Origin of the sequence: Sinorhizobium sp. CB7 (assembly GCF_041357635.1) — a bacterium.
Taxonomy (GTDB): Bacteria; Pseudomonadota; Alphaproteobacteria; order Rhizobiales; family Rhizobiaceae; genus Rhizobium.
On the sequence record NZ_JAULLL010000023.1, the window covers coordinates 60,502 to 80,027 of the forward strand.

Genomic DNA, 19,526 nt, shown 5'->3' on the forward strand with positions numbered 1-19,526 from the left:
CTGCTCAGACGATGTTGATACTGACGCTGTCGGGCGAGATCCGTGCGCGCTCGATAAAAGCGATCTGGATCGGCTCGTTCTCGACCTGGGCGATGTCGTCACGGCTGCCATTGATCGAAACCACCTCCACGTTCGAGAACTGGCTCTCGATGAGCGAGCGCACCCGGTAATAGGTGACATCATCTCCGTTCAGAAGATGGACTGCATTCAGGAAGGTGGCCTTGATGGCGCTCGCCGCCGGCGGGGGGCAGCCCAACGCGTCCTTGAAGGCACGAACCGCAATCTCCAGCGTCACAGAAACGTCGATCGGTCGTAGGATCCGGAACGTACGGCAATAGCCGTCGATGACGCTCTCGATCGCGGTCGTTCCGAAGACGATCACGCCGGGCACGACATACCGACGCATCGCCTCGGCGATCTCCTCGTCGTCTCCGCCTGTCACGGCAATGCATATGGAGCCCGCCGGCATGCCGTTCTCGTCCACTGCGCCCGTATCGTTCACCCAGACATGGCTGTAAGTCACTCCGTCAATCATGGCGATCGCCCGGCTTATGTCTTGCAGGTCGATGCGCGCCTGACCCTCGTTGGTGATCGCGCGGCGGAAACTCTCCTCGGTGTCACCGGGAGCCCGGCGCATGAGGCGAAGGCTTGCCAGCGTATCGAGTCGCGTCCCCTCCGCCTGGTCCGGGTCGTAGGATTGGTAGACGTCCTCGGCATTCTCCCACTCTCTGGCCACGGCCTCCGCGAAGATACCGTTGATCTGCCCGAGTGGGCTCTGCGCCGTCTGAATGACGCCTGGGCCGAACTCGGTGATGAGCGCGGCCTCGATTTCAGCCAGGATGATCGTCAGCGGCTTTCGCACGAAGCCGGTCGGCTGAACGCCATAATTTGCCATCAGACCTGTACCTCTTCATCAAATATTGTGCCGACCTCGACGGAGCGGATGATCACCCCCCGCGTCTCGCGGTCGAAGGAAACGGAAAATGACGTGATCTCGGTCACGCCGTCGGTATCGAGGATTTCCGCCTTCACGACGGCCTCGGCCAGCGCCGGGTCGTGGGGCCTGCCGAGCATCCGGTCGAGCCACGGCACACCGGCCGTCGTATCGAGGAACCATTCGCCCTCGAAAGTCTGAAGCCGCTGGCGGACATGCTGCCCGACGGCGAGCGCGTCGCTCACCGTCGCCAGGCTGCCGTCGGCGGCAAGATAGAGATCGTTGCTCGCCTGATCGATAGCGAGGCCGAAACGAATGGAAGTCATAGTGCCATCGCCCTCACCTTGGTCGCGATCGCCATGAGGGCGTCGCGGTTGAAGAGTTGGTGTCCCGTGCCGGTGGACGAACCGTAGCGGATCAGCAGTTCGTCGCTCGCCACGAGTTCCATGAAGGTCGCGATCAGGTCGTAGAGGTTGCCCTCTGCGCCATCGATCCGGAACTTGCCGTCAGGGCTCCCCTTGATCCCGAAGGTTCCTTCGGTGTTGAAGCGGATATGCGTGTTGTCCGCATCGACGTTCGCAAGCGGCGATGAAACGCTGTCCCCGCCGACGATCGTTGCCCGCATATCCGAAAGATGGAAGCTCCGCCGGTCGGATGCCGATCCGTCGATACCGTGGTCGTAATTCTGCATGCTGCGCATCGTCGGCGCGAGCATGACCCTGGTGCCCGCCGGAATGGGAAAGGTGATCGCCGCATTCGCCGTCCGCGGCAGGTCGACCGGGACTTCGAAGAGCTGCGGCATGTCGATCGGCCGGCCATTATGAAGCGGCCGGTAGAGCGGCTGCACGGTCGCCGTCTGCGCGGCAGCGTCGAACGAGACGATCTCGCCCGGGATAGGCCCCCACATCTCCTCGCGCTCGCTCTGGGCCTGCTGGGCGACGATCTCGTTCGGCAGATTGGTGGTTTTACCGATATAGCCTGCCATTACTTCACCCCCTCGTCGACCTTGCCGCCCTTGATCGCTTCCCCGACGATGTCGGCCAGGAAATCGCCAGTCATGTTGTCGCCGTGGAACCGCACGCTGCTCACCCGATACATGCTGTCGGCCGCGTTCATCTCGAGCGTCTGGCTCTTGACCTGCATCCGGCGGTTGGGGCGGATCTCCGGATTGAGAAGTGCGGAGACCTTGACGCCGTTGTCGGTGATCGTCGGTGTCCCGACCAGACCCGTCTCGGGGGTCAGGACGACGGTTCCGCCGATAAACCCGTCGCCGGGAACGATCTCCATCGTCTCGTTCTGCAGGCTCCAATAGAATTTGTGGCCGCGCCCGAGCGTGTCGAGCTCGCGCCGGCAGGAACCGCAGACGGCATAGGGCCTGGTAAAGACCTGCGCCATGCCCTCGGGAAACTTCCATTCCCCCCGGGCAATGCCTTCCTTCGCCAGCGCGGCGAAAATATCCTCCACGACACCGACAATCGGCTGGCCCTTGGGATAGGATTTCGAGATCGTCGCGCGCCGCAGCGCCTTGTCGCCATCGCCACAGGTTATCTTCGTGATGATGTCGGAGTTCTGGCGCCGGTGCTCGACGTCGCGGATCGCGCCTTTGAAGATGATCCCGACATTTCCCCCGCCCTCCGGCGGCAGATAACCTGCCTTCAGTGTAACCGCGTCGAACTCGCGCCCCATCGAATTGCGATGGCTCTCGTTGAGGTTCCAGATTTCGATCGTGCCCGTGTTCGCCGTCCCGGAAATGGACTTGCTGATATCGAAGCCGATCTTGATCTGATGTGTGCTGATCCCGCCGGGATTGAGGGTCAGCCCGCCGGAGAATTCGGCCGTGACCTTACGCAGATATTGCCGCATCGAATTCCTCGTTGCTCGACTGGAACAGCCGCACCGTTCCCGCCGGCAGCGCCGCGCGGTTCGGGGTGGCGCCACGCGTCACGGCGGCAGCGAAGACCGCGCCGATGCCGAAGTCGAACGGCGCCAGAAGGTCGACGCCCGTCACGATGCGCCGGCCATGCAGGACCGGCAGGTCGTCGATCGAAAGATCGAAACTCCATCGATCCGTCGTCGGATTGTAGCGAAGCCGAAGCGTGATCCGCCGGCCATCGATGACGGTGCCGAATTGCTGATCGGCCTGGTCGGTGATGGAGAAGATGTTCAACGCGAGCCTCCCTTTGCGGATTTCACGGCTGCGGCGTCGGACGGAGATGCCGTCGTGACCCCGCTGTCGCCACGCTGGTTCGTGCCACTCACGCGATCGGCGGTAACGGAATCCTTCGCCCGTTCCGGCGCGGGTGCCGCTGCGCGCGTGCTGTTCTTTCCGCCGGCCGCACCCCGCTGTCCCATGGCATCTCCTTCCGGATCCGCGGCATAGGCGGTATCGACGATGATGGCTTCCGTGAGATCGACTTTGCAGCTGAGAATGTAGGCGTTCCCTGCCTTCCGATCGGTGGAGATGCTCTTGATCAGCATGTTACGGTAGATCGAAAGCCCCGTGACCAGCGTGAAGGGCACACGGCTTTCCTGAAATGCCACCAGTGCGGCGTAGGTTACGGCCGCTCCCCGGTCGGCTATGTCAAGCACAACGGACTTCGGTTGCACGACCGCATGATCGGTGATCTTGGCACCGCTCTCGATCGCAATCGAGGTGACCTCGAGAGTGGACATGTGATTTTCGGAAACCACACAATCGATCGGTATCGGACCGATCGCGCTTGAAAAGGCAATGACGGACATCAGAGCACAGGCTCCATTTCACCACGGGTTATTTGAGGAGCGCCGGCAGCAGCCTGGCCAACCGCATTTCCGACAGCCGCACCCACGGCTGGGCCTGCGTTCTCGACCCCGTTCACCGTTACGCCGCCGACATTGACTGTCGTTGACAGATTCCGGATATCCTGCCGGCTATCGTTGATGACCGCATTCCCGGGCGCGCTGCCGTTAATCCTGGCCAGATTGCCCTCGGCGTTCTGCATTTGGAACTTCCAGTCAAGTGCATCCTCCGTGAAGCCTTCCGTGCTGTTCACCGGCCCGGTCGGTCCCCCGCCGGTGTTCTGAGGAATAATGACGGATTCCGCAGGTCCTGGTTCACGAAGCCAGTTCAGCGGATTGAACTCCGAAAGCTTTTTCGTCGCGCTTGCGATGAAATCGTCGATGATCCCTCGGGCGGCTTCGAACGCCGCCTGGAAGGCACTCTTGATGCCCGTAACGATCTTGTCGGGTAAGCTCGCGACCCACTCGGTCAAGGCGTCGCGCATCTGGCCGAGCCAGCCGACGAAATCGCCTATAACGCTTTCGCCGCCGCGCAGATACTTCAGGAAATCGTCGATCGCCAGTCCGACGGCGATTAACAGAGCCTGAACTGGAAACAGGCCGATGACCAGGCCGAGCGCTATCGCCCCTACGATCTCCCAGGAACCGGCGTTCCGGTCCAGCATGTCCGTGATCTGCTGAATATCCTTGATCAGGCTGTCGGCGGCGGTTCCAACGAAACCACTGATGGTCGTCAGCGCCGAGGATATGCCCGAGGCCCACCGGTCGAGCGTTCCGCTTTCGGCCAACTGTCCGATGTAGTCGAGCAGGCGACCGAGCTGCTTCTCGGCTACATCGAAAAATCCGGCATCGCCCACTTTGACAAGGAAGCCAGTCCAGGCCTCTCCGAGATTGGAGACCATAGCGTTCCATGTCTGCGACTGTCGCGCCATCGCTCCGCTGTAACGGTCGCCGAGAAAGCCCTGCAGGAATCCGGCGATATCCGCGCTGTTCTTCTGGACCGTCCTCGAAAGCGTCTCGCCATTCTTCGTCCATGTGAAGGTCACTGCATCGCCGGCAGCCTCAGCGGTGATGCCGAAGTCCCTCAGCCGTTCCAAATGGCCGGCCGTTGCATCACCAACCGCTTCGACGCCCTGCATCAGAGTCTTTCCCGTGGCGCTCGTCGCATTGCCAATCGCTTCGAGGGATCCGCTTGCGGGATCGATGCCATAGTATCTAAGGCGGGCGAAAGCATCCGCCACCTCACCCACCTCATAGGGAGTCTTCTGGGCGAAAGCGGATACCCAGTCGAGCGCCTTGCGCGCCTTCTGTGCACTGCCTTCCGTTGCCTCCAACGCAATCTGGTATTTATCGAACTCCGCCGAGGCGCTGATCACGGACTTGCCGAAGTTCAGAACGCTAGTCGCGGTTTTGGCGGTCAGATCGGAGAAGCCGGCGATACGCTTGGCGATATCCTCGATCGATTGCCGAAATCGCTTAAGCTCGTCCTCGCCCCTGGTTTCATAGCCGAGGACGGCGATCAGTTCGTCAACGATCATAGATTGAAATCCTCACGCGGAAGAGCCACAATTCCGGGCACGGCGAGCGTTGATCACCCCTTGATCGCCACCTCCGCCATCGCCCCCTTCAGATCCAGCGCCTCATGCGCGTCCATCACGTCGGACAGTGTTACCCAGGTCCTTAGATCGGCCATCGTATAGAGCGGCGGATCGGCCAGGATCGGCCGCCAGAGCCACATGTTGAGGTTCGGCGCGATCCTGCCGATTTCCCGTGCGGTCAGGCCCTTGCCGCCGCCGCGCGGGCTCCATTGGCCAGGGCGCCGGAGAAAAAATCCCCGAACTGCTCCTTGAGAACGAACAGGACGACGGGGATGATGTCGCCGAGTCTGCCCGAGAAATCGCCGTCGAAATCGACGAAGTCGTAATGCCCAGAAGGACGCTTGATCTTCGCCAGCTCGCAAATGTCCTTCACTAGGGCTGCGAACTCCTCCGGCGCGACCGCGCCGAAGATGTCGGTGATGGCGGAAAGGGCCTCGGCGTCAGCTTTGGCCTTCTCTTCGATGGTGGCGTCCACCCGCCGCGAGGCCAGGATTCCCGGCAGCTTCGCCGCCAATGGACCGGCGGCGCGCATCAGACGGGCCTGCATGACGATCGCCCTGGTGGCGAGCATCGGCTCGACCCGGTATTCGATGCCGTTGATTTTCTTCTCAGCCATTCGGGATCTCCGGATTCCAGTCGGCGGTCCAGAGGACCCACACCCGCTCGGTTGCCGTCTTGCTTTTGCTGTCCTTCGGACGGGTCAGGATGAAGCACCGATCGGCAGAGCCACCCTCGCCTGAGCCGGCGTCGATGAGGGAGAACGGAAATCCCGCGGCAGTCGACCCGAGCGACTGCTGCCGCTTGAACTTCTGTGTCAGAAGACGGTGCGTCGGGCTCGTATGCATCAGCTTGATGGTAATCTTCGCGGACCGGTCGGCCGAAACGGAGAAGATGCCTGAGCCGTCGACCCCGATCGTGCCGCTACCCGCGTCGGCGCCCGGCTCGACGAGCAGAACGTCGTCGCCGTCCCACAGACCCTGAACCTGCTGACCGTCGACCGTGGCCGAGATACTGGTGAAACTATATGCCGAAGATGTAGCCATGGGTCAGCTCCTCAGAACGTCATGACGTAGTTGATCATGGTGTAGTGCACGGCGCCCGCGTAGCGGAAACGAACCGAGATGGCCGGTCCGATGCGCGCCTTGCGCTGACTCTCCGGCACGTCGAAGACGGAAGGGACGATAATCTCGACGGCAGGCGCGTATTCGCCCGTCGTTGGGTCCACATCCTGCGCCACCAGCCCGGCGCGCGTCGCCTGCTGCATCACCGTGCGGGCAGCCCCCGCCAGCATCTGCATGCCCTGATCGGTAAAGGGGATACGGGCATTGTTCAGCAGGATGCCGAGCGCTTCCTCTTCCGTGCGGGCGATGATCCAGTCCGTCGTATGGATCTCGTCGAGGAAGACATTGGCCGTCAACGTCGAGCCCTCGACCGTGAAATTCCGGCTGCCGATGTCGATATAGGTATTGGCCATGTGGCCGACGGTTTCGGACTGGCCGACGCCGGGCGTGAAGCCGGTCACTGCCGTGACGGCAGCCGAGCCGATATTGACCGTCTCGATGCCTTTCAGGTTCTTGAACTTGGCCGTGTAAGCCGTGTTGGCATCGTCGAAATTGCGCGTCGACATGTAGGCGGCAAGTGCGACCGCCGAGTACATCGTCGCATTCGGATGGTAGAAGACGCCGGTTCGCTCGAACTCGCCTTTATTGCGGGCCGCGATCGACGTGATGTCCTCGGGATCCTGCGTTTCGACGGCGTTGCTGTCGAGGATCGCAAGCTTCGGCTTGGCCTCGACCCAGGCAATGAGCCCATCTGTGTAGGCCTGGTCACGGAGCGCCGAGTCGATCGTCAGGAAATACCAATTCTGGTCGGCATCATAGAGCGCGTCCAGTTCGGCCTGAAGCTCGGTGGCCGTCGGCGTCCCGTCGATGGCAACAAAGCCGACCTTGATCTGCAGCGGGCGCGGGTTCTGCGAGAAGGCAGACAGGGCGGCCTTGTAGACGTCAGTCGTGGCCGCCCAGTCCTCGGCGACTTCCTCGATCGAGCCATAGAGCTTGGTGCGATGGGCCGCATCCACTTCGCCGGTCTTGGCGACCGTCGAGAGAATGAGCACCGTGCCGAAGCCGCGCCGGCTCGGGAAGGCATCGTTGCGGGACAAGGTCACGTTGACCACCCGATTATAGGGCAGAATTGCCATTCTGCGGTCCTTTCATGATGAAGCCCGAACCGGGCGTTGGTGATTGGGTTATTGAATTCGGACGATGTCGAAGTCGGCCTGATCGATGACGTCGATGATGAAGCCGTCCCTGGTCAGACCTCGCAGCTTCACATCCATCTGGGCCTGCGGCTTCCACTGGCCGTCGACCAGAGCGGTCGCGTCCTTGATCAGCGAGACCTCATGAACCACAAGGTTTGGAAACATCGGCTCCGTGATCTGCGAGAGTTTTGCCGCCGAGAAGATCGGCCGCAGCATATCGCTCGGCTGCGGCCCTTGCGCATTGAGTGAAAACTGCCATTCCTGCTCGATGACCGGCGCCGCGCTGATCCGGTTCTTGCCTTCCGAATTCGGCTCCCCGGTATCCGTGTATTCGATGGTCTGCGCCTGCTCGCGAACCGGCGCCATGCTGGTCAGGGTCACGGTGATGTAGGGCGGTACGGGAGCCGGGTCCGGCTGATAGGACTTGATCACCACAAACTTGGTCACGATCGCGACCCAGCTTACGACGGCGCTGTGGATTTCATCGTTTGTCATCTGGTCCTCCTGGCCGCCGCTATCGGGTTGCAGCCGCCGTTGCCGGCAGCGAAGTGAAAGAGGCGGATTTGGTTCTGGACATCGCAGGCGCCAGCGATGGAGGCGAACCACGCTTCGACCACGCTGCTGGGGCCGGATCGCCTTATCCCTTGCGCTTGTCGTCAAGCTTCGGCGGGTTCTTGAGGGTGTCGCGAATAACGGAGGGGACAGCTTTTACGATGGCCTTGATGCCACCATTCCTGCGCGCCTCGGCGATCATCTGCCGGCGCTTTTCACAAGGGCCACATGCCATGGGGTTGTCCGATGTAGTGTGTGGGCCGCGTCGGGCGCAGGAGGATCGAGCACCGCTATTCAGCCGCGCCTACCCGATCCTTCCGTTCGTTTCCTGACGTCGAAAACAGAAAACCCCGCACAACGGCGGGGCGAACAGTGGCGATATAAGTTCTTTGCCATCTACGCAAATCACCACATTAATCTCTATATACCTCCCCACTTACAGGAAGAAAAGAGCCCATTTTGTCCAAAAACCAGTGCTCTTCACAGCCGCTAATTTCTATGCCTATCGCCTGTAGGGGTTGTCGTAAAAAGCCTGTATCGCGATATTGCACAATTGCAGCGATCGAAGTTCGAGACCTTGGAAGCATCGAACCATGACGAACATGGGTTTTCCCCGTCGGACACGAGCCTCCCTGCGGCAGGATCTATGCCGTCTGGGAGTGCGCGCCGGCGATGCGGTTATGGTTCACGCGGCCATGAGCAAGGTCGGACCTCTGCTGAATGGTCCCGATGCCTTGATCGGCGCACTACTCGATGTGTTAAGCCCTGAGGGCACGATCCTTGCTTACACCGACTGGGACGCGGCCTATGACGAGCTGCTGGACTCCAATGGTCGCGTGCCGGAGGAATGGCGCGCACATATACCGCCCTTCGACCCCCGCGCCTCTCGTGCGACCCGGGATAACGGCATACTTGCCGAATTCATCCGCACGACGCCAGGCGCCAGGCGAAGCGGCAATCCCGGCGCATCCATGGCGGCAATCGGCGCGCTTTCCAGTTGGTTCACGGACGATCACCCGCTCGACTACGGCTATGGCGAGGGCTCGCCGCTCGCCAAGCTGGTCGAGGCTGGCGGCAAGGTCCTGATGATCGGAGCGCCCCTTGATACCATGACGCTTCTCCATCACGCCGAGCACCTGGCCCGCATTCCGAACAAGCGCCTGCGGCGCTACGAGGTGCCGTTTGCCACGGAGAATGGGACGATCTGGCGGATGATCGAGGAATTCGACACATCAGATCCTGTGGTCGGCGGGCTTGCCTATGACTATTTCGCCGACATCGTTCGCGCCTTCATTGCCGAAGGTTCCGCAGCGCAAGGGCCGGTCGGCAAGGCTCCCTCATTGCTGGTCGACGCCACGTCGATCTGTGCCTTCGCGGTGGAGTGGATCGAATGGAATGCTGGTGTAAATGGATCCTCGACCCATCCTTGATCGGCCACATCATCGACCGCTTGGCGGGTTAGACCATATCCTGCTTTCGAGTGAATTCGCTTCGGTGAAGAAAGATGCTATGGAATTAAAGAGTTAGAGAATCGTGCTGGCTGCGGTTTTGCAATCGCAGCGCAACGCGGACCATTTTTGGTAATTACCCAATTGGGTAATTGACGCATCCTGACGTTGCATACCTAATCGTCACGCCAATCTGAGGGAGGGAGCAGATGGATTCGGCAAGCAAAAAATGCGCGTCGATGACCAAGACCATCAAGCACAAGCGGCGTTATAGAAGTCCCACAGGCGAGCCAAAGACGATGATTTCCATCAGGCTCGATAATGACATCGTCGAAGCCTTCAGGGCGAAGGGTTACGGATGGCAATCGGCGATCAACAATATTCTGCGCAAGGCATCCGGCCTCTCGTCCTGAGGCCAGCCTGCTGTATCTTCGCATAGTCCTGAGCGCAAGCCGGCATCGGCTTGCGCTCCTCCGCAAACCCGAAATGAAAAAACCGCCCGATGGCGGCTTGGATTTCAGGCTAAAGCGTTGACCTGCGTCTCGCGCAAATCGCCACATTAACTTTTGTATACCCTGGCTCTTACAGGAAGGCAATGGGCGGTTTCTGGTGGTTTTTCATAGGGTTCGGTTCGAAAAACGCCGCCTTCATTAGCTCCGCGCTTCCAATCCGAATGGGTTAATTGCGACCTCGCCGGGTCGGCAATACCATCACCGGGGAATGTCAGCCTCTTACTTGATTCGCGCTATTGTCCCGATGAAAGAAAACGCAACCTTCCTTGCCGGCCTGCTCGTCCCGATCGCCCTGATTTTCGCGTTCGTCGATCTGGCGACTGACAGCAGTGTGCGTGTCGTGATGATAGCGGCGCTCGTCGGCTTCGTGCTCTTTTGGCTCAGTCGCCACCGCCGCGAATTTGTCAAAGCCACCGGCCTTGTGGCGGCTGCCTGTCTCTTTGGTTCCATCCTCCTCATCCTGCAGGGCAGCGATCATTTCGCAGCCGCGATCGTGCTTCTTCTTCCAGGCCTGGCGCTGGCCATTCTCGGACGAAAAGCCAAGCTTGTCGGCAGCTTGAAGCCTGCGGCTGAGGAAGGATTGCCGATTGCAGTTTCCAACCCGCCGGCAAGAACGCCGCTTCAATATGATCTCTGTCCCGAATGCCACGGTGTAAAGACGGTAACGCGGCTTGCGACCAAACGATGTGAGGCCTGTGGCGGCACGGGTCTCGTCGGGCCCGATCGCTGCCCACGCGATTGCGACAGCGGCAAAAGCTGGGAGTGGGAGACCGTCGAGTGCCCCACCTGCCTCGGACATGGAAGAGTGCTGGGCTAGAGCAATTCCAGAAAAAGCGCGAAGCGGTTTTCTTTTCGGAATTTCATAAAACAAAGGGTTAGAGCGGTTCTGCGATTCCATGAAAAACTGAACGGCTTGGTTCCGTTGCGAAAGCAAATGGCGATCCTCCCGGCACGGAACCGGCCTGCGATGAAATCGACACGGATCGCTGGAACATTTCGCAGCAGCAAAAGTTGGCCTTCGAAAGGAGGCCCATCATGATCGCAGATTATCTATGGCTCTTCGCACTCACGGGAGGCGTCCTCGTACTCGGCTGCGCGATCGCGCTTGCGATCCTTACCAGCCGCAAATTGACGCCGATCGAGAAGAAAATGCAGAAGGACGCGATCGATCGCGAATACCACAGGACCAACGGCAGCAAGGGGCATGGACGGGCACCATGACAATGCTGGCGTCCCGTTCGTTCGGGCGAAGCCGGCGCGGTATTTAAGGCTCCGCGATAGGTAATACGGACCCCTTCCGGTGATCGCTCCCGGACATGCAGAAACCGCGTGGCGAATGGGGCACCGTCCTCATTGAGCCATTCGCGAGCACGAAGATGCATTGGCGCCAAGTCTGGCGTTGAGCAACAGTAACTCAGACGCGCTTTACTTGTCTATCGAAAGATAAAGCGCGTTTTTTCATCTCGCATTCAATGAATTCCAGGTATTTTGGCCCGATGCCTTTGATTAAAGCTGCCCTACTTCTGTTTATCTGCGCCAGCTGCGTGTATGTCCTGAATCCCGCCTGTACCAAAATAGAGGTAAGACGATACGGAACGTCGCTTTCATCAATTAAGTCGTTCATGCTTGTCTCCCCAACCTTAGAGAAGACTAACATACAAAGGCATCTTACTACATGACCAATTTGGGTAGTTTTATGAGTACTCCTACCCCTCTTGCTGATCTTCTCATCCTCGCGTTGATCGACCGCGCATTGAAATGCCGATCCGCAACGCTAGATGTCAAATCTTTCCGGGCATCGCATTTGCATGCTGCCGAATATCAAAATGGGAGGACTCAAATGGAAAGTGCAGGCGTCGGCTGGATTGCAGCAATCATTATCGGCGGTATAGCGGGCTGGCTCGCCGAGATGTTCATGAAGAGCAACATGGGCGTGATCATGAACATCCTCCTCGGCATCGTCGGCGCCATTGTCGCCAACGCTATTCTTTCGGTCTTCGGCGTTGTTCTCACCGGATGGCTCGGCTATCTGATCGCCGGCTTTATCGGCGCCTGCATCCTGATTGCGATTGGCAGGATGTTCCGTCGCGGGGCCTAATGCATGTCGCGCAAAAGTGTGCAGCGATTTTGCGGCAATGACATGCATGAAAACATGCGGGACATCGCCCGAACGAAGTAAACCGAGCGCAATAAAAAAGGCCGGGCAAAACCCGACCTTCTCAATGTCGCCTCGATAACCAGTGCCGGTACATCCGTGGTCAAAAGCCAGAGGCGACAGGACCAATCTTGCGAGCCACGCGAACAAGCGCTGAAAGGCGATCAGCAAAATCGATCGCAGCTTATGTAGGGACCCATTGTGTTCAAAACAAGAGGACGACTGAAAGCAGGAATCTGATGCCGACAAAATCGTTTGGAGCTTTGAGCATTCACGTCCGTCAAGGAGAAGTGCCCTTTGAGAATTGACGGAAACGGGCAGAGAGACGGACCTTTTAGAATAAAACCTCAGGTTGCATTCGAAGCGCATCGAGAAAATCGATGACGCGCTTCCAGGTGAGCTCGGCGGCGGCTGCATCGTAGTCGGGCAGCGTCGGGTCCGTATAGAGATGGCCCACCCCAGGATAGGTGAACATCTCCAGGTCTATCTCCGCCTGTACGGCTACGGATCGCCATGCGGCAACCTCATCCGCTGGCTCGAAAACGTCAGGGTCGGCAAGATGTACCTGCACATGCAGGCCTTTGCGCGCGTTCTCCGGAATTTCGGCGACGCTGTGAAGCAGCAGCATCCCGGCCGTTTGCGGTCGCTTCGGCCAAAGACTGGCTGCAACGCCGGCGCCCATGGAAAATCCGCCAAGAACCGCAGATGGCGGCAGGTCCGCAACCGCCTGTTCGGCGCGTTCGCAAAGGACAGGCCAGCCGATCTCCTTCCTTATTTCGAAGCCGTGATCGATCGAACTGGCAACCTGCCCCCCGTAGAGATCGGGAATGAACACATCATGCCCCGCCGCTCGCAGGCGCTCCGCCGCTTCCCGCTCGAGAGAATGCAGCCCGTAAACGGAATGAAACAGAACCACTGTGCCCATCGATACCCCCTGCATTTTGGCCGTTGCAAGATAACCGACTTGAAACGCCGTGGCGAGCGCGCATCAAACGAAGCTCCGAGCAAACTCTTACTCCATGCCATCTCCCTGCACCAAGGTGATACCCGTCGAACGCGAGATGCTCTACTGTCGCGCCGGACAGCATCGTCCAAAAAGGATTCGCGTGAAGACAGACTTGCGATTTTCTCTCCTGGCGGCGGTTTTCGTCTCCGTGCCGATCGCCGCTCGGGCGGAGTGGCAGGCCGTCGAAAAGGTGCAGCCTTACTCCATCACAGGCAGATCCGGAGCCGAGCTCTATGCATCGATCGGGGAGCGTGGGCCAAAGGTCAACGGCAACGGACGCGCGATTGCGCACACGACGTTCAAACTGACCTGGACGCGGAAATATGTGCCGCAAGGCAATGGCTGTATTCTCGCGTCAGCCGTGCCCAAACTGATCATCACCTATACCGTACCAAAGCCGGCAGCCGAGCTTCCGCCCGCCATCCGCAGCCATTGGGACACCTTCATCGCCGGCGTCCAGGCCCACGAGCGGGTGCACGGCGAATTCATCAAGGATATGGTGCGGGAAATCGAGACCGTAAGCGTCGGCCTTACCGTTGCCGATGACCCTGATTGCCGCAGGATCAGGACCGAACTGACGAGGCGCCTCGGCGAGATCTCCGACAGGCAGCGCCAGCGCGGCCGTGATTTCGATCGGACCGAAATGAGCAACGGCGGCAACATCCACCAGCTTATCCTCGGCCTGGTGAACGGCCACTGAGCGGAACTACCAAGGGCGACCTAAACGAGATGGTCGACCGCAACGCTGCCCATCCGCTATTATCGGTGCTCCCTTCTCAATGGTGGTTGTCTGGCGGGGTGCCTCCCCGCACTCCCTCTTTCCTGTGCTTGTCACAGGAATCCAGCCGCCGTGCGTCGGCACGGCGAAAGGACTCTTCCTCGGCAAGGACCCGTTGCATTAACGCTTCTTTCGACTGCTCGCCCCACCTGCCGAAATCAGCTTCGACTCTAGAAAAAATTCCACTTCCCCTTGTCGATTTCGCGCCACCCCAATCGTCTTAGATGGACGACCCTTTCATGGAGCATGGGAGACAATTGGAGATGAGCCATTCCTATCGTTGGGTTATCGTCGCAGCCGGTGCGCTGCTGACCTGCGTCGCCCTCGGCGCGATGTTCTCGCTGGCGATCTTCCTGGAACCGATTGCCACCGCCACCCATTGGTCGCGCGCCAGCATATCGAGCGCGATGACGCTCAATTTTATCGTCATGGGTCTCGGCGGCTTCGCATGGGGTGCGGCGACGGACCGTTTTGGCCCTCGCATCGTCGTGTTGATCGGGGCGGTACTCCTGGGTCTTGCTCTCGTCCTGGCAAGCCGGGTGGAGTCGCTCCTCCTATTTCAATTGACCTATGGCGTTCTCGTTGGTTTTGCCGCCAGCGCCTTCTTCGCGCCCATGATTGCGACCACGACGGCCTGGTTCGACCGCAACCGCAGCCTTGCCGTTTCGCTGGTCTCCGCCGGCATGGGTGTCGCGCCGATGACGGTTTCGCCCTTCGCGCGCTGGCTGATCTCGGCCTATGACTGGCGAATGGCGATGTTCGTCATCGGTATGGGCGCCTGGGCATTGATGGTACCGGCCGCTCTGCTGGTCCGCCGGCCACCCGCCCCTGCCTCGGGTGGCCCCGCCCCGGATCTTGCCCGCGCGGACTCCGGCATGTCCGTAGCAGAGGCTTTTCGCTCACCGCAACTCCTTGTTCTCGGGCTGACCTTCTTTGCCTGCTGCGCAGCGCATTCGGGACCAATCTTTCATATGGTAAGCTACGCCATGGCCTGCGGCGTGGCGCCAATGGCCGCCGTCAGCATCTACAGCGTGGAGGGCCTTGCGGGGCTCGGCGGTCGGCTGCTGCTCGGGGTTGCCGCCGACAGGCTCGGCGTCAAGCCGGTCCTGATCGCGGGGCTGATGGTTCAGGCGGTCGCGATCGCAGGTTATCTCCTTGTCAGCCGGCTTGCCGAATTCTACATGCTCGCCGTCATCTTCGGCGGCGCCTATGGCGGCGTGATGCCGCTCTATGCGGTGCTTGCTAGGGAATATTTCGGACCACGCATCATCGGCACGGTATTCGGCGCCGTCACCATGCTCTCGAGCATCGGCATGGCCTTCGGCCCGCTTGCAGGCGGCTGGGTCTTCGACACCTTTGGCGAATATTCCTGGCTTTTCGCAGGCTCTGCCATCGTCGGGCTCGGCGCGGTAGCAATAGCACTCGCCTTCCCGCCGCTGCCGCGTGCGCGGCTGCAGCCGACGTAGGATACATGGTGCGCTCGTCAGCATGTGTCCGAACCGGATAGATGGGTAACAGAACGGACCGATTACGGAGGTGACAGTCTCACGTAATCCGAAGCGTTTGTTTTCGCGGAGAGTTCCGCCCCTCACCCTAGCCCTCTCCCCGCATGCGGGGAGAGGGAACGATCGCGCAAGCTTGCCCCCAATTACGCTTCGCTGAATAGCTCCCGGCAGGAGCAAGAAAGCTCATCCTCGCTCTGTCGTCCCCTCTCCCCGCGCGCGGGGAGAGGGCTAGGGTGAGGGGCAGCCCCCGGTACTCAACCCGACATCACCTTAGGCAGCGAAACAGCCGCCCGCAGCCCCGGCCGCTTGTGCGCCGGCCGGCTCTGCGAAAGAACAATGTCTCCCCCATGGTGGCGAACGATCGCACGGGCAATCGAAAGCCCTAGTCCGACGCCGCCAGTCTCGCGGCTGCGGGACTGCTCGAGCCGGAAGAAGGGCGCGAACACCTGTTCGGTTGCGCTTTCGGGAATGCCGGGGCCGTCATCCTCGACGACGATATCGATCGTCGTCGGCGTATGAAAGAGATGGACCCTGGCTTCACCGCCGTAACGGATCGCGTTTTCGACCAGGTTGCGGATGGCCCGGCGCAGGCCCTCGGGTCGGCAGCGATAGTTTATTTTCGCGCCCTCGGAAAATTCCACACTCTGCCCCAGCTCCGCGAGATCGTCGCAAAGACTTCCGACGAGCGCATTGAGCTCGATGGTCCGGGTCTCCTCGACGGTCGCCTCCCCCCGCGCGAAGGCAAGCGTCGCCTCCGTCATCGTCTGGATCTCATCGATCGTCGCCAGCATCCGCTGCTGAACGTCGGGATCCGAAACGAATTCGGCGCGCAGCCGTAGGGATGTCAGCGGCGTGCGCAGGTCATGGCTGATGGCGGCAAGCATGCGCATCCGATCCTCGACGAAGCGGTGCAGCCGCGACTGCATCCGGTTGAACGCCTCCGCCGTCTGGCGGATGTCGTCGGGTCCGGACTCCGGCAGCTTTTCCACGGTCTCGCCGCGTCCGAGGGCTTCTGCGGCCGAGGCAAGCCGCCGCAACGGCCGTGTGATGCGATTGGCCGTGAAGACGCCGATGATCGAAAGGACAACGGCCGTGATGCCGAGCGAGAACAGCGACTGCGTGTTCCAGAGCGTGCTCGGCATCACCTTGTGATAGGCGGAATTCAGCCAGGTGCCGTCGCTGAGCCGGACGGCGAGCCCCATTCCGTTCGATTGGTCGAAATAAAGGAATTTTGCCGGATGCGGCAGGGGCCATGGTCCAGACGCTAGCGTGGTCCAGTTATCGGAAGCGTTTGCAGTCGTGACGAGACCGGGGACATAGCCGAGCTTCGCCGGCAGGTCCTTCGGCTGCACCTGCCAGTTTCGATGCGGGTCCGGCAGGTTCGGCAATGGTTTTGCAAGTTGCGCTACGGCCTCCGTCCGCCACTGGTCGGCATCGGCGGGATCTCCGGCGGAAATCCAGAAACGCGAGTAGCCCGTTCCGCTCGCAAGCAGCACGTCCTGACGAAGGGCAACCGGCAAGGATTCGAGCAGCCTCGCAAGCGATGCCGTGCGGCTGAAGAACTCGCCCTTGGCGGCCGCCCGCAGGGCCTTGTCGCGCTCGTCCCAGGAAATGAGGAATGCAAGCGCCTGCGATATGACAAGCGCAAGCAGCATGAAGCCGATGAACTGGGCAGCGAGGCTCTTCTTCCACCAGCGCATCATCCGGATGCCACCTCCGCCGAGAAACTGTAGCCGCCACCCCAATGGGTCTTGATGATGGCCGGATTCTTGGGATCGAATTCGATTTTCTTGCGCAGCCGGCTGACCTGGTTGTCGATGCTGCGATCGAAAAAGTCGGCTGTCCGGCCGACAGTCAGATCGAGAAGCTGGTCGCGGCTGAGAACAAGGCCCGGATGTTCCAGGAAGGCCTTGAGCAGGCGAAACTCGGCGGTGCTGAGCGCGATGCCGACGCCGTCCTCGCCGATCAGTTCCCGGCGCCCGACATCGAGCCGCCACTGATCGAAGGTCACGGTTTTTGCCTTGATCGTCTCGCGCTGCTGCGGCGGCAGGCTGTTGACCCTGCGCAGCACCGCCCTGATGCGCGCCAGAAGCTCGCGCGGGTTGAAAGGTTTGGTGAGATAATCATCGGCGCCGAGCTCCAGCCCGATGATGCGGTCGGTATCATCAGCCATCGCCGTCAGGAATATGATGGGTATCTCCATCGTGCCGCGCAGCTGGCGACAGACCGACAGACCATCCTCACCCGGCATCATGATGTCGAGAACGATCAGGTCCGGTGCGCCGCGCTCGAGGATGCGCCGCAGTGCTGTGCCGCTTTCGGCGACGCTGATGCGATAGCCCTGCTGGGAAAGATACTTGCCGACAAGGTCACGGATGTCCCGGTGATCGTCTACGACGACGATATGGGGTGCCGACTGCATGGAGCGCCTCGCGCATGGAATGAAGACATGAGCGCAATATAAAATGACCGAAAAATCCCGGCATCCCAAAAAGTGTATCAAAGTTTGCCGAAACCGGCGACACGGGAACGAACGAAAATGCCCCTCAGTGGGGAGAGCGACCTGATTTAACGTCCCCTGCCGCCTTCGGTTCGGCCTTGAGCCCCTTTGTGAGCAGGCCGGAACGGCTTGTGACATTTCGCGACAATTCCCCTGCCCGGCTGGCACATCTCTGCGACAAACCGCCCTTAGCCTGCAAGCGTCGAAACGATCTGCCGGAATGCAGCCGTTCATCTGCAACCATGCAGCCAACGACGCAAAACGCAACGACACAAGGACGCACAATGAAACGCATCGGTCTCAGCTCAATGCTGGTGCTCTCGCTCGCGGCCGCTGGTCAGGGTCTCGCGCAGGAGCCGGTCAATCCGGAAGGCGAAAAGCTTTTCCGCACCCGCTGCGGCACCTGCCACAGCGTGAACGGTGGCGAAAACCGCATGGGGCCGCATCTTTCCGGCCTTCTCGGTCGGTCGGCAGGAACGATTGAAGGCGCTCGCTATTCGAAAGCACTCGGTGCGTCCGGCATCGTCTGGGACGAGGAAAGGCTGCAGGCCTTTCTCGCCAATCCCCGGCAGGTGGTCCCCGGCACGACCATGACCGTCAGCATTCGTGACGAGGCGCAGCGCTCGGCAATCATCGCCTATCTGCGAAGCCTTTCCGCCGCGAACTAGGCGGAAAAATGGAGCTGAAGCTCCGATAGCAGCCCGGGATCGGATCGTCCGTTCTCAGGCAATTTCTACCCCAACAGGAAGTGAGGCATTCATGAAAAGTTTTCTCATCACATTCGCAGCCTCCGTCAGCCTTCTTGTGGCCGCTGGCACTGCCTTGGCCCAAGGGTCCGGTTGCACGCGGCTCCAGTCCGCGAGCTCGCAATCGCAGCCGGTTCCTCCGGCCGACCAGTCCGGCTCGGAAGCGCAGCGCAACGCCGGCTGATCAGGTCGCCACCCCTGCATCCTGATCGAGCGGCATGCGATGGCGGGCAACCCCGCCATCGCATCTGGGACTTCTTTCAAGAGATTGGAGCATGTCATGGTTCAACTCACCATCAACGGCGCGGCCCACGATATCGATGTGGATCCGGAGACGCCACTTTTATGGGTTTTGCGTGAACAGGCCGGCCTGACCGGCACCAAGTTCGGCTGTGGCATAGCGCAATGCGGCGCATGCACGGTGCTTATCGATGGCGTCGCCACCCGCTCCTGCGCCATGCCGGTCAGCGCGGTCAACGCGACCCAGCAGATCGTCACGATCGAGGGGCTTTCGCCGGATGGCTCCCATCCGGTGCAGCAGGCATGGCTCGCGCTCGACGTGCCGCAATGCGGCTACTGTCAGGCCGGCATGATCATGGCGGCCACCGCCCTGCTGAATGCGACCCCGAACCCGACGGATGACGATATCAACGCGGAAATCACCAATATCTGCCGCTGCGGCACCTATAACCGGGTGCGGGCGGCGATCAAGCTCGCCGCTGCAAACAGCAGTGCCGTGCAGAAAGGCTGAGGGTAG

General features: G+C 60.5%; 26 protein-coding genes and 1 pseudogene. 9 read left to right on the forward strand and 18 right to left on the reverse strand.

The features are described from left to right. Positions 1-4: 4 nt before the first annotated feature. The 13 genes from AAE029_RS31190 to AAE029_RS31250 all read right to left on the reverse strand — a co-directional run bounded on the left by AAE029_RS31190 (position 5) and on the right by AAE029_RS31250 (position 8,354). Positions 5-895, reverse strand: a complete 891-nt coding sequence (locus tag AAE029_RS31190; protein ID WP_371076803.1) for a hypothetical protein — start codon at positions 893-895, stop codon at positions 5-7. After that, the gene (locus AAE029_RS31195) at positions 895-1,260 is read right to left on the reverse strand and encodes a hypothetical protein (protein ID WP_371076804.1); all 366 of its coding nucleotides are present in this window, start codon (positions 1,258-1,260) and stop codon (positions 895-897) included. Before AAE029_RS31195 ends, AAE029_RS31190 begins: the two co-directional genes overlap by 1 nt. Next, positions 1,257-1,919 carry a Gp138 family membrane-puncturing spike protein gene (locus tag AAE029_RS31200; RefSeq protein ID WP_371076805.1) on the reverse strand — a complete coding sequence of 221 codons (663 nt, stop codon included), beginning with the start codon at positions 1,917-1,919 and terminating at the stop codon, positions 1,257-1,259. Before AAE029_RS31200 ends, AAE029_RS31195 begins: the two co-directional genes overlap by 4 nt. Further along, on the reverse strand, positions 1,919-2,797 hold the full coding sequence (locus tag AAE029_RS31205) for a hypothetical protein (protein ID WP_371076806.1): 879 nt from the start codon (positions 2,795-2,797) through the stop codon (positions 1,919-1,921). Before AAE029_RS31205 ends, AAE029_RS31200 begins: the two co-directional genes overlap by 1 nt. Then, entirely contained in the window at positions 2,778-3,101 is a 324-nt protein-coding gene (locus tag AAE029_RS31210; RefSeq protein ID WP_371076807.1) for a hypothetical protein, read from the reverse strand. Before AAE029_RS31210 ends, AAE029_RS31205 begins: the two co-directional genes overlap by 20 nt. Then, positions 3,098-3,676: a phage baseplate protein gene (locus AAE029_RS31215; protein ID WP_371076808.1), complete on the reverse strand. Its 579-nt coding sequence runs from the start codon at positions 3,674-3,676 to the stop codon at positions 3,098-3,100. Before AAE029_RS31215 ends, AAE029_RS31210 begins: the two co-directional genes overlap by 4 nt. Continuing rightward, on the reverse strand, positions 3,676-5,250 hold the full coding sequence (locus AAE029_RS31220) for a tape measure protein (protein WP_371076809.1): 1,575 nt from the start codon (positions 5,248-5,250) through the stop codon (positions 3,676-3,678). The genes AAE029_RS31215 and AAE029_RS31220 overlap by 1 nt, the downstream gene beginning before the upstream one ends. A 53-nt stretch (positions 5,251-5,303) precedes the next feature. Continuing rightward, positions 5,304-5,450 (reverse strand): hypothetical protein, encoded by a 147-nt coding sequence (locus AAE029_RS31225; RefSeq protein ID WP_371076810.1) that lies wholly within the window; start codon positions 5,448-5,450, stop codon positions 5,304-5,306. A 38-nt stretch (positions 5,451-5,488) separates the two neighbouring features. Next, on the reverse strand, positions 5,489-5,926 hold the full coding sequence (locus tag AAE029_RS31230) for a phage tail assembly chaperone (protein WP_371076811.1): 438 nt from the start codon (positions 5,924-5,926) through the stop codon (positions 5,489-5,491). Beyond that, positions 5,919-6,353 (reverse strand): phage protein, encoded by a 435-nt coding sequence (locus AAE029_RS31235; RefSeq protein WP_371076812.1) that lies wholly within the window; start codon positions 6,351-6,353, stop codon positions 5,919-5,921. Before AAE029_RS31235 ends, AAE029_RS31230 begins: the two co-directional genes overlap by 8 nt. An 11-nt stretch (positions 6,354-6,364) precedes the next feature. After that, a complete protein-coding gene (locus AAE029_RS31240) occupies positions 6,365-7,507 on the reverse strand; it encodes a DUF3383 family protein (RefSeq protein WP_371076813.1) in 1,143 nt (380 codons plus the stop codon). A 48-nt stretch (positions 7,508-7,555) separates the two neighbouring features. Further along, positions 7,556-8,062 (reverse strand): hypothetical protein, encoded by a 507-nt coding sequence (locus AAE029_RS31245; RefSeq protein ID WP_371076814.1) that lies wholly within the window; start codon positions 8,060-8,062, stop codon positions 7,556-7,558. A 142-nt stretch (positions 8,063-8,204) separates the two neighbouring features. Then, positions 8,205-8,354, reverse strand: a complete 150-nt coding sequence (locus AAE029_RS31250) for a hypothetical protein (RefSeq protein ID WP_371076815.1) — start codon at positions 8,352-8,354, stop codon at positions 8,205-8,207. Positions 8,355-8,721: 367 nt separating this feature from the next. Here AAE029_RS31250 and aac(3) point away from each other — a divergent pair, with 367 nt between their 5' ends. Continuing rightward, entirely contained in the window at positions 8,722-9,549 is an 828-nt protein-coding gene (aac(3), locus tag AAE029_RS31255) for an aminoglycoside 3-N-acetyltransferase (RefSeq protein WP_371076856.1), read from the forward strand. 227 nt (positions 9,550-9,776) lie between these two features. Then, positions 9,777-9,980, forward strand: coding sequence for a BrnA antitoxin family protein (locus tag AAE029_RS31260; protein WP_371076816.1), 204 nt, complete (start codon positions 9,777-9,779; stop codon positions 9,978-9,980). Positions 9,981-10,290: 310 nt separating this feature from the next. Here the strand turns inward: AAE029_RS31260 and AAE029_RS31265 are convergent, their stop codons facing one another. Beyond that, positions 10,291-11,013, reverse strand: coding sequence for a hypothetical protein (locus AAE029_RS31265; RefSeq protein ID WP_371076817.1), 723 nt, complete (start codon positions 11,011-11,013; stop codon positions 10,291-10,293). A gap of 101 nt (positions 11,014-11,114) precedes the next feature. Between AAE029_RS31265 and AAE029_RS31270 the strand changes: the two genes are divergently transcribed. Continuing rightward, the gene (locus tag AAE029_RS31270; RefSeq protein ID WP_371076818.1) at positions 11,115-11,300 is read left to right on the forward strand and encodes a hypothetical protein; all 186 of its coding nucleotides are present in this window, start codon (positions 11,115-11,117) and stop codon (positions 11,298-11,300) included. Positions 11,301-11,493: 193 nt separating this feature from the next. On the opposite strand, the gene AAE029_RS31275 is transcribed toward AAE029_RS31270, so the two are convergent. Further along, entirely contained in the window at positions 11,494-11,703 is a 210-nt protein-coding gene (locus tag AAE029_RS31275; protein ID WP_371076819.1) for a hypothetical protein, read from the reverse strand. A 216-nt stretch (positions 11,704-11,919) separates the two neighbouring features. Here AAE029_RS31275 and AAE029_RS31280 point away from each other — a divergent pair, with 216 nt between their 5' ends. Next, on the forward strand, positions 11,920-12,177 hold the full coding sequence (locus AAE029_RS31280) for a GlsB/YeaQ/YmgE family stress response membrane protein (RefSeq protein ID WP_371076820.1): 258 nt from the start codon (positions 11,920-11,922) through the stop codon (positions 12,175-12,177). A gap of 391 nt (positions 12,178-12,568) precedes the next feature. Here AAE029_RS31280 and AAE029_RS31285 read toward each other — a convergent pair. Continuing rightward, positions 12,569-13,183, reverse strand: a pseudogene (locus AAE029_RS31285) (dienelactone hydrolase family protein); the annotation flags it as partial. A gap of 169 nt (positions 13,184-13,352) precedes the next feature. Between AAE029_RS31285 and AAE029_RS31290 the strand changes: the two are divergent. Both AAE029_RS31290 and AAE029_RS31295 read left to right on the forward strand, forming a co-directional pair. Further along, positions 13,353-13,940, forward strand: a complete 588-nt coding sequence (locus AAE029_RS31290) for a DUF922 domain-containing Zn-dependent protease (RefSeq protein ID WP_371076821.1) — start codon at positions 13,353-13,355, stop codon at positions 13,938-13,940. A gap of 341 nt (positions 13,941-14,281) precedes the next feature. Beyond that, entirely contained in the window at positions 14,282-15,484 is a 1,203-nt protein-coding gene (locus AAE029_RS31295; RefSeq protein WP_371076822.1) for an MFS transporter, read from the forward strand. Between the two features lie 293 nt (positions 15,485-15,777). On the opposite strand, the gene AAE029_RS31300 is transcribed toward AAE029_RS31295, so the two are convergent. Both AAE029_RS31300 and AAE029_RS31305 read right to left on the reverse strand, forming a co-directional pair. Continuing rightward, a complete protein-coding gene (locus AAE029_RS31300) occupies positions 15,778-17,226 on the reverse strand; it encodes an ATP-binding protein (protein ID WP_371076823.1) in 1,449 nt (482 codons plus the stop codon). Beyond that, entirely contained in the window at positions 17,223-17,945 is a 723-nt protein-coding gene (locus tag AAE029_RS31305; RefSeq protein WP_371076824.1) for a response regulator, read from the reverse strand. The genes AAE029_RS31300 and AAE029_RS31305 overlap by 4 nt, the downstream gene beginning before the upstream one ends. 362 nt (positions 17,946-18,307) lie before the next feature. Here AAE029_RS31305 and AAE029_RS31310 point away from each other — a divergent pair, with 362 nt between their 5' ends. From AAE029_RS31310 to AAE029_RS31320, 3 genes are all read left to right on the forward strand, one after another. Next, positions 18,308-18,691: a cytochrome c family protein gene (locus AAE029_RS31310; RefSeq protein WP_371076825.1), complete on the forward strand. Its 384-nt coding sequence runs from the start codon at positions 18,308-18,310 to the stop codon at positions 18,689-18,691. 91 nt (positions 18,692-18,782) lie between these two features. Then, positions 18,783-18,953 carry a hypothetical protein gene (locus tag AAE029_RS31315; RefSeq protein ID WP_371076826.1) on the forward strand — a complete coding sequence of 57 codons (171 nt, stop codon included), beginning with the start codon at positions 18,783-18,785 and terminating at the stop codon, positions 18,951-18,953. 96 nt (positions 18,954-19,049) lie between these two features. Beyond that, positions 19,050-19,520, forward strand: a complete 471-nt coding sequence (locus tag AAE029_RS31320; RefSeq protein WP_371076827.1) for a (2Fe-2S)-binding protein — start codon at positions 19,050-19,052, stop codon at positions 19,518-19,520. The last annotated feature ends 6 nt before the right edge of the window (positions 19,521-19,526 follow it).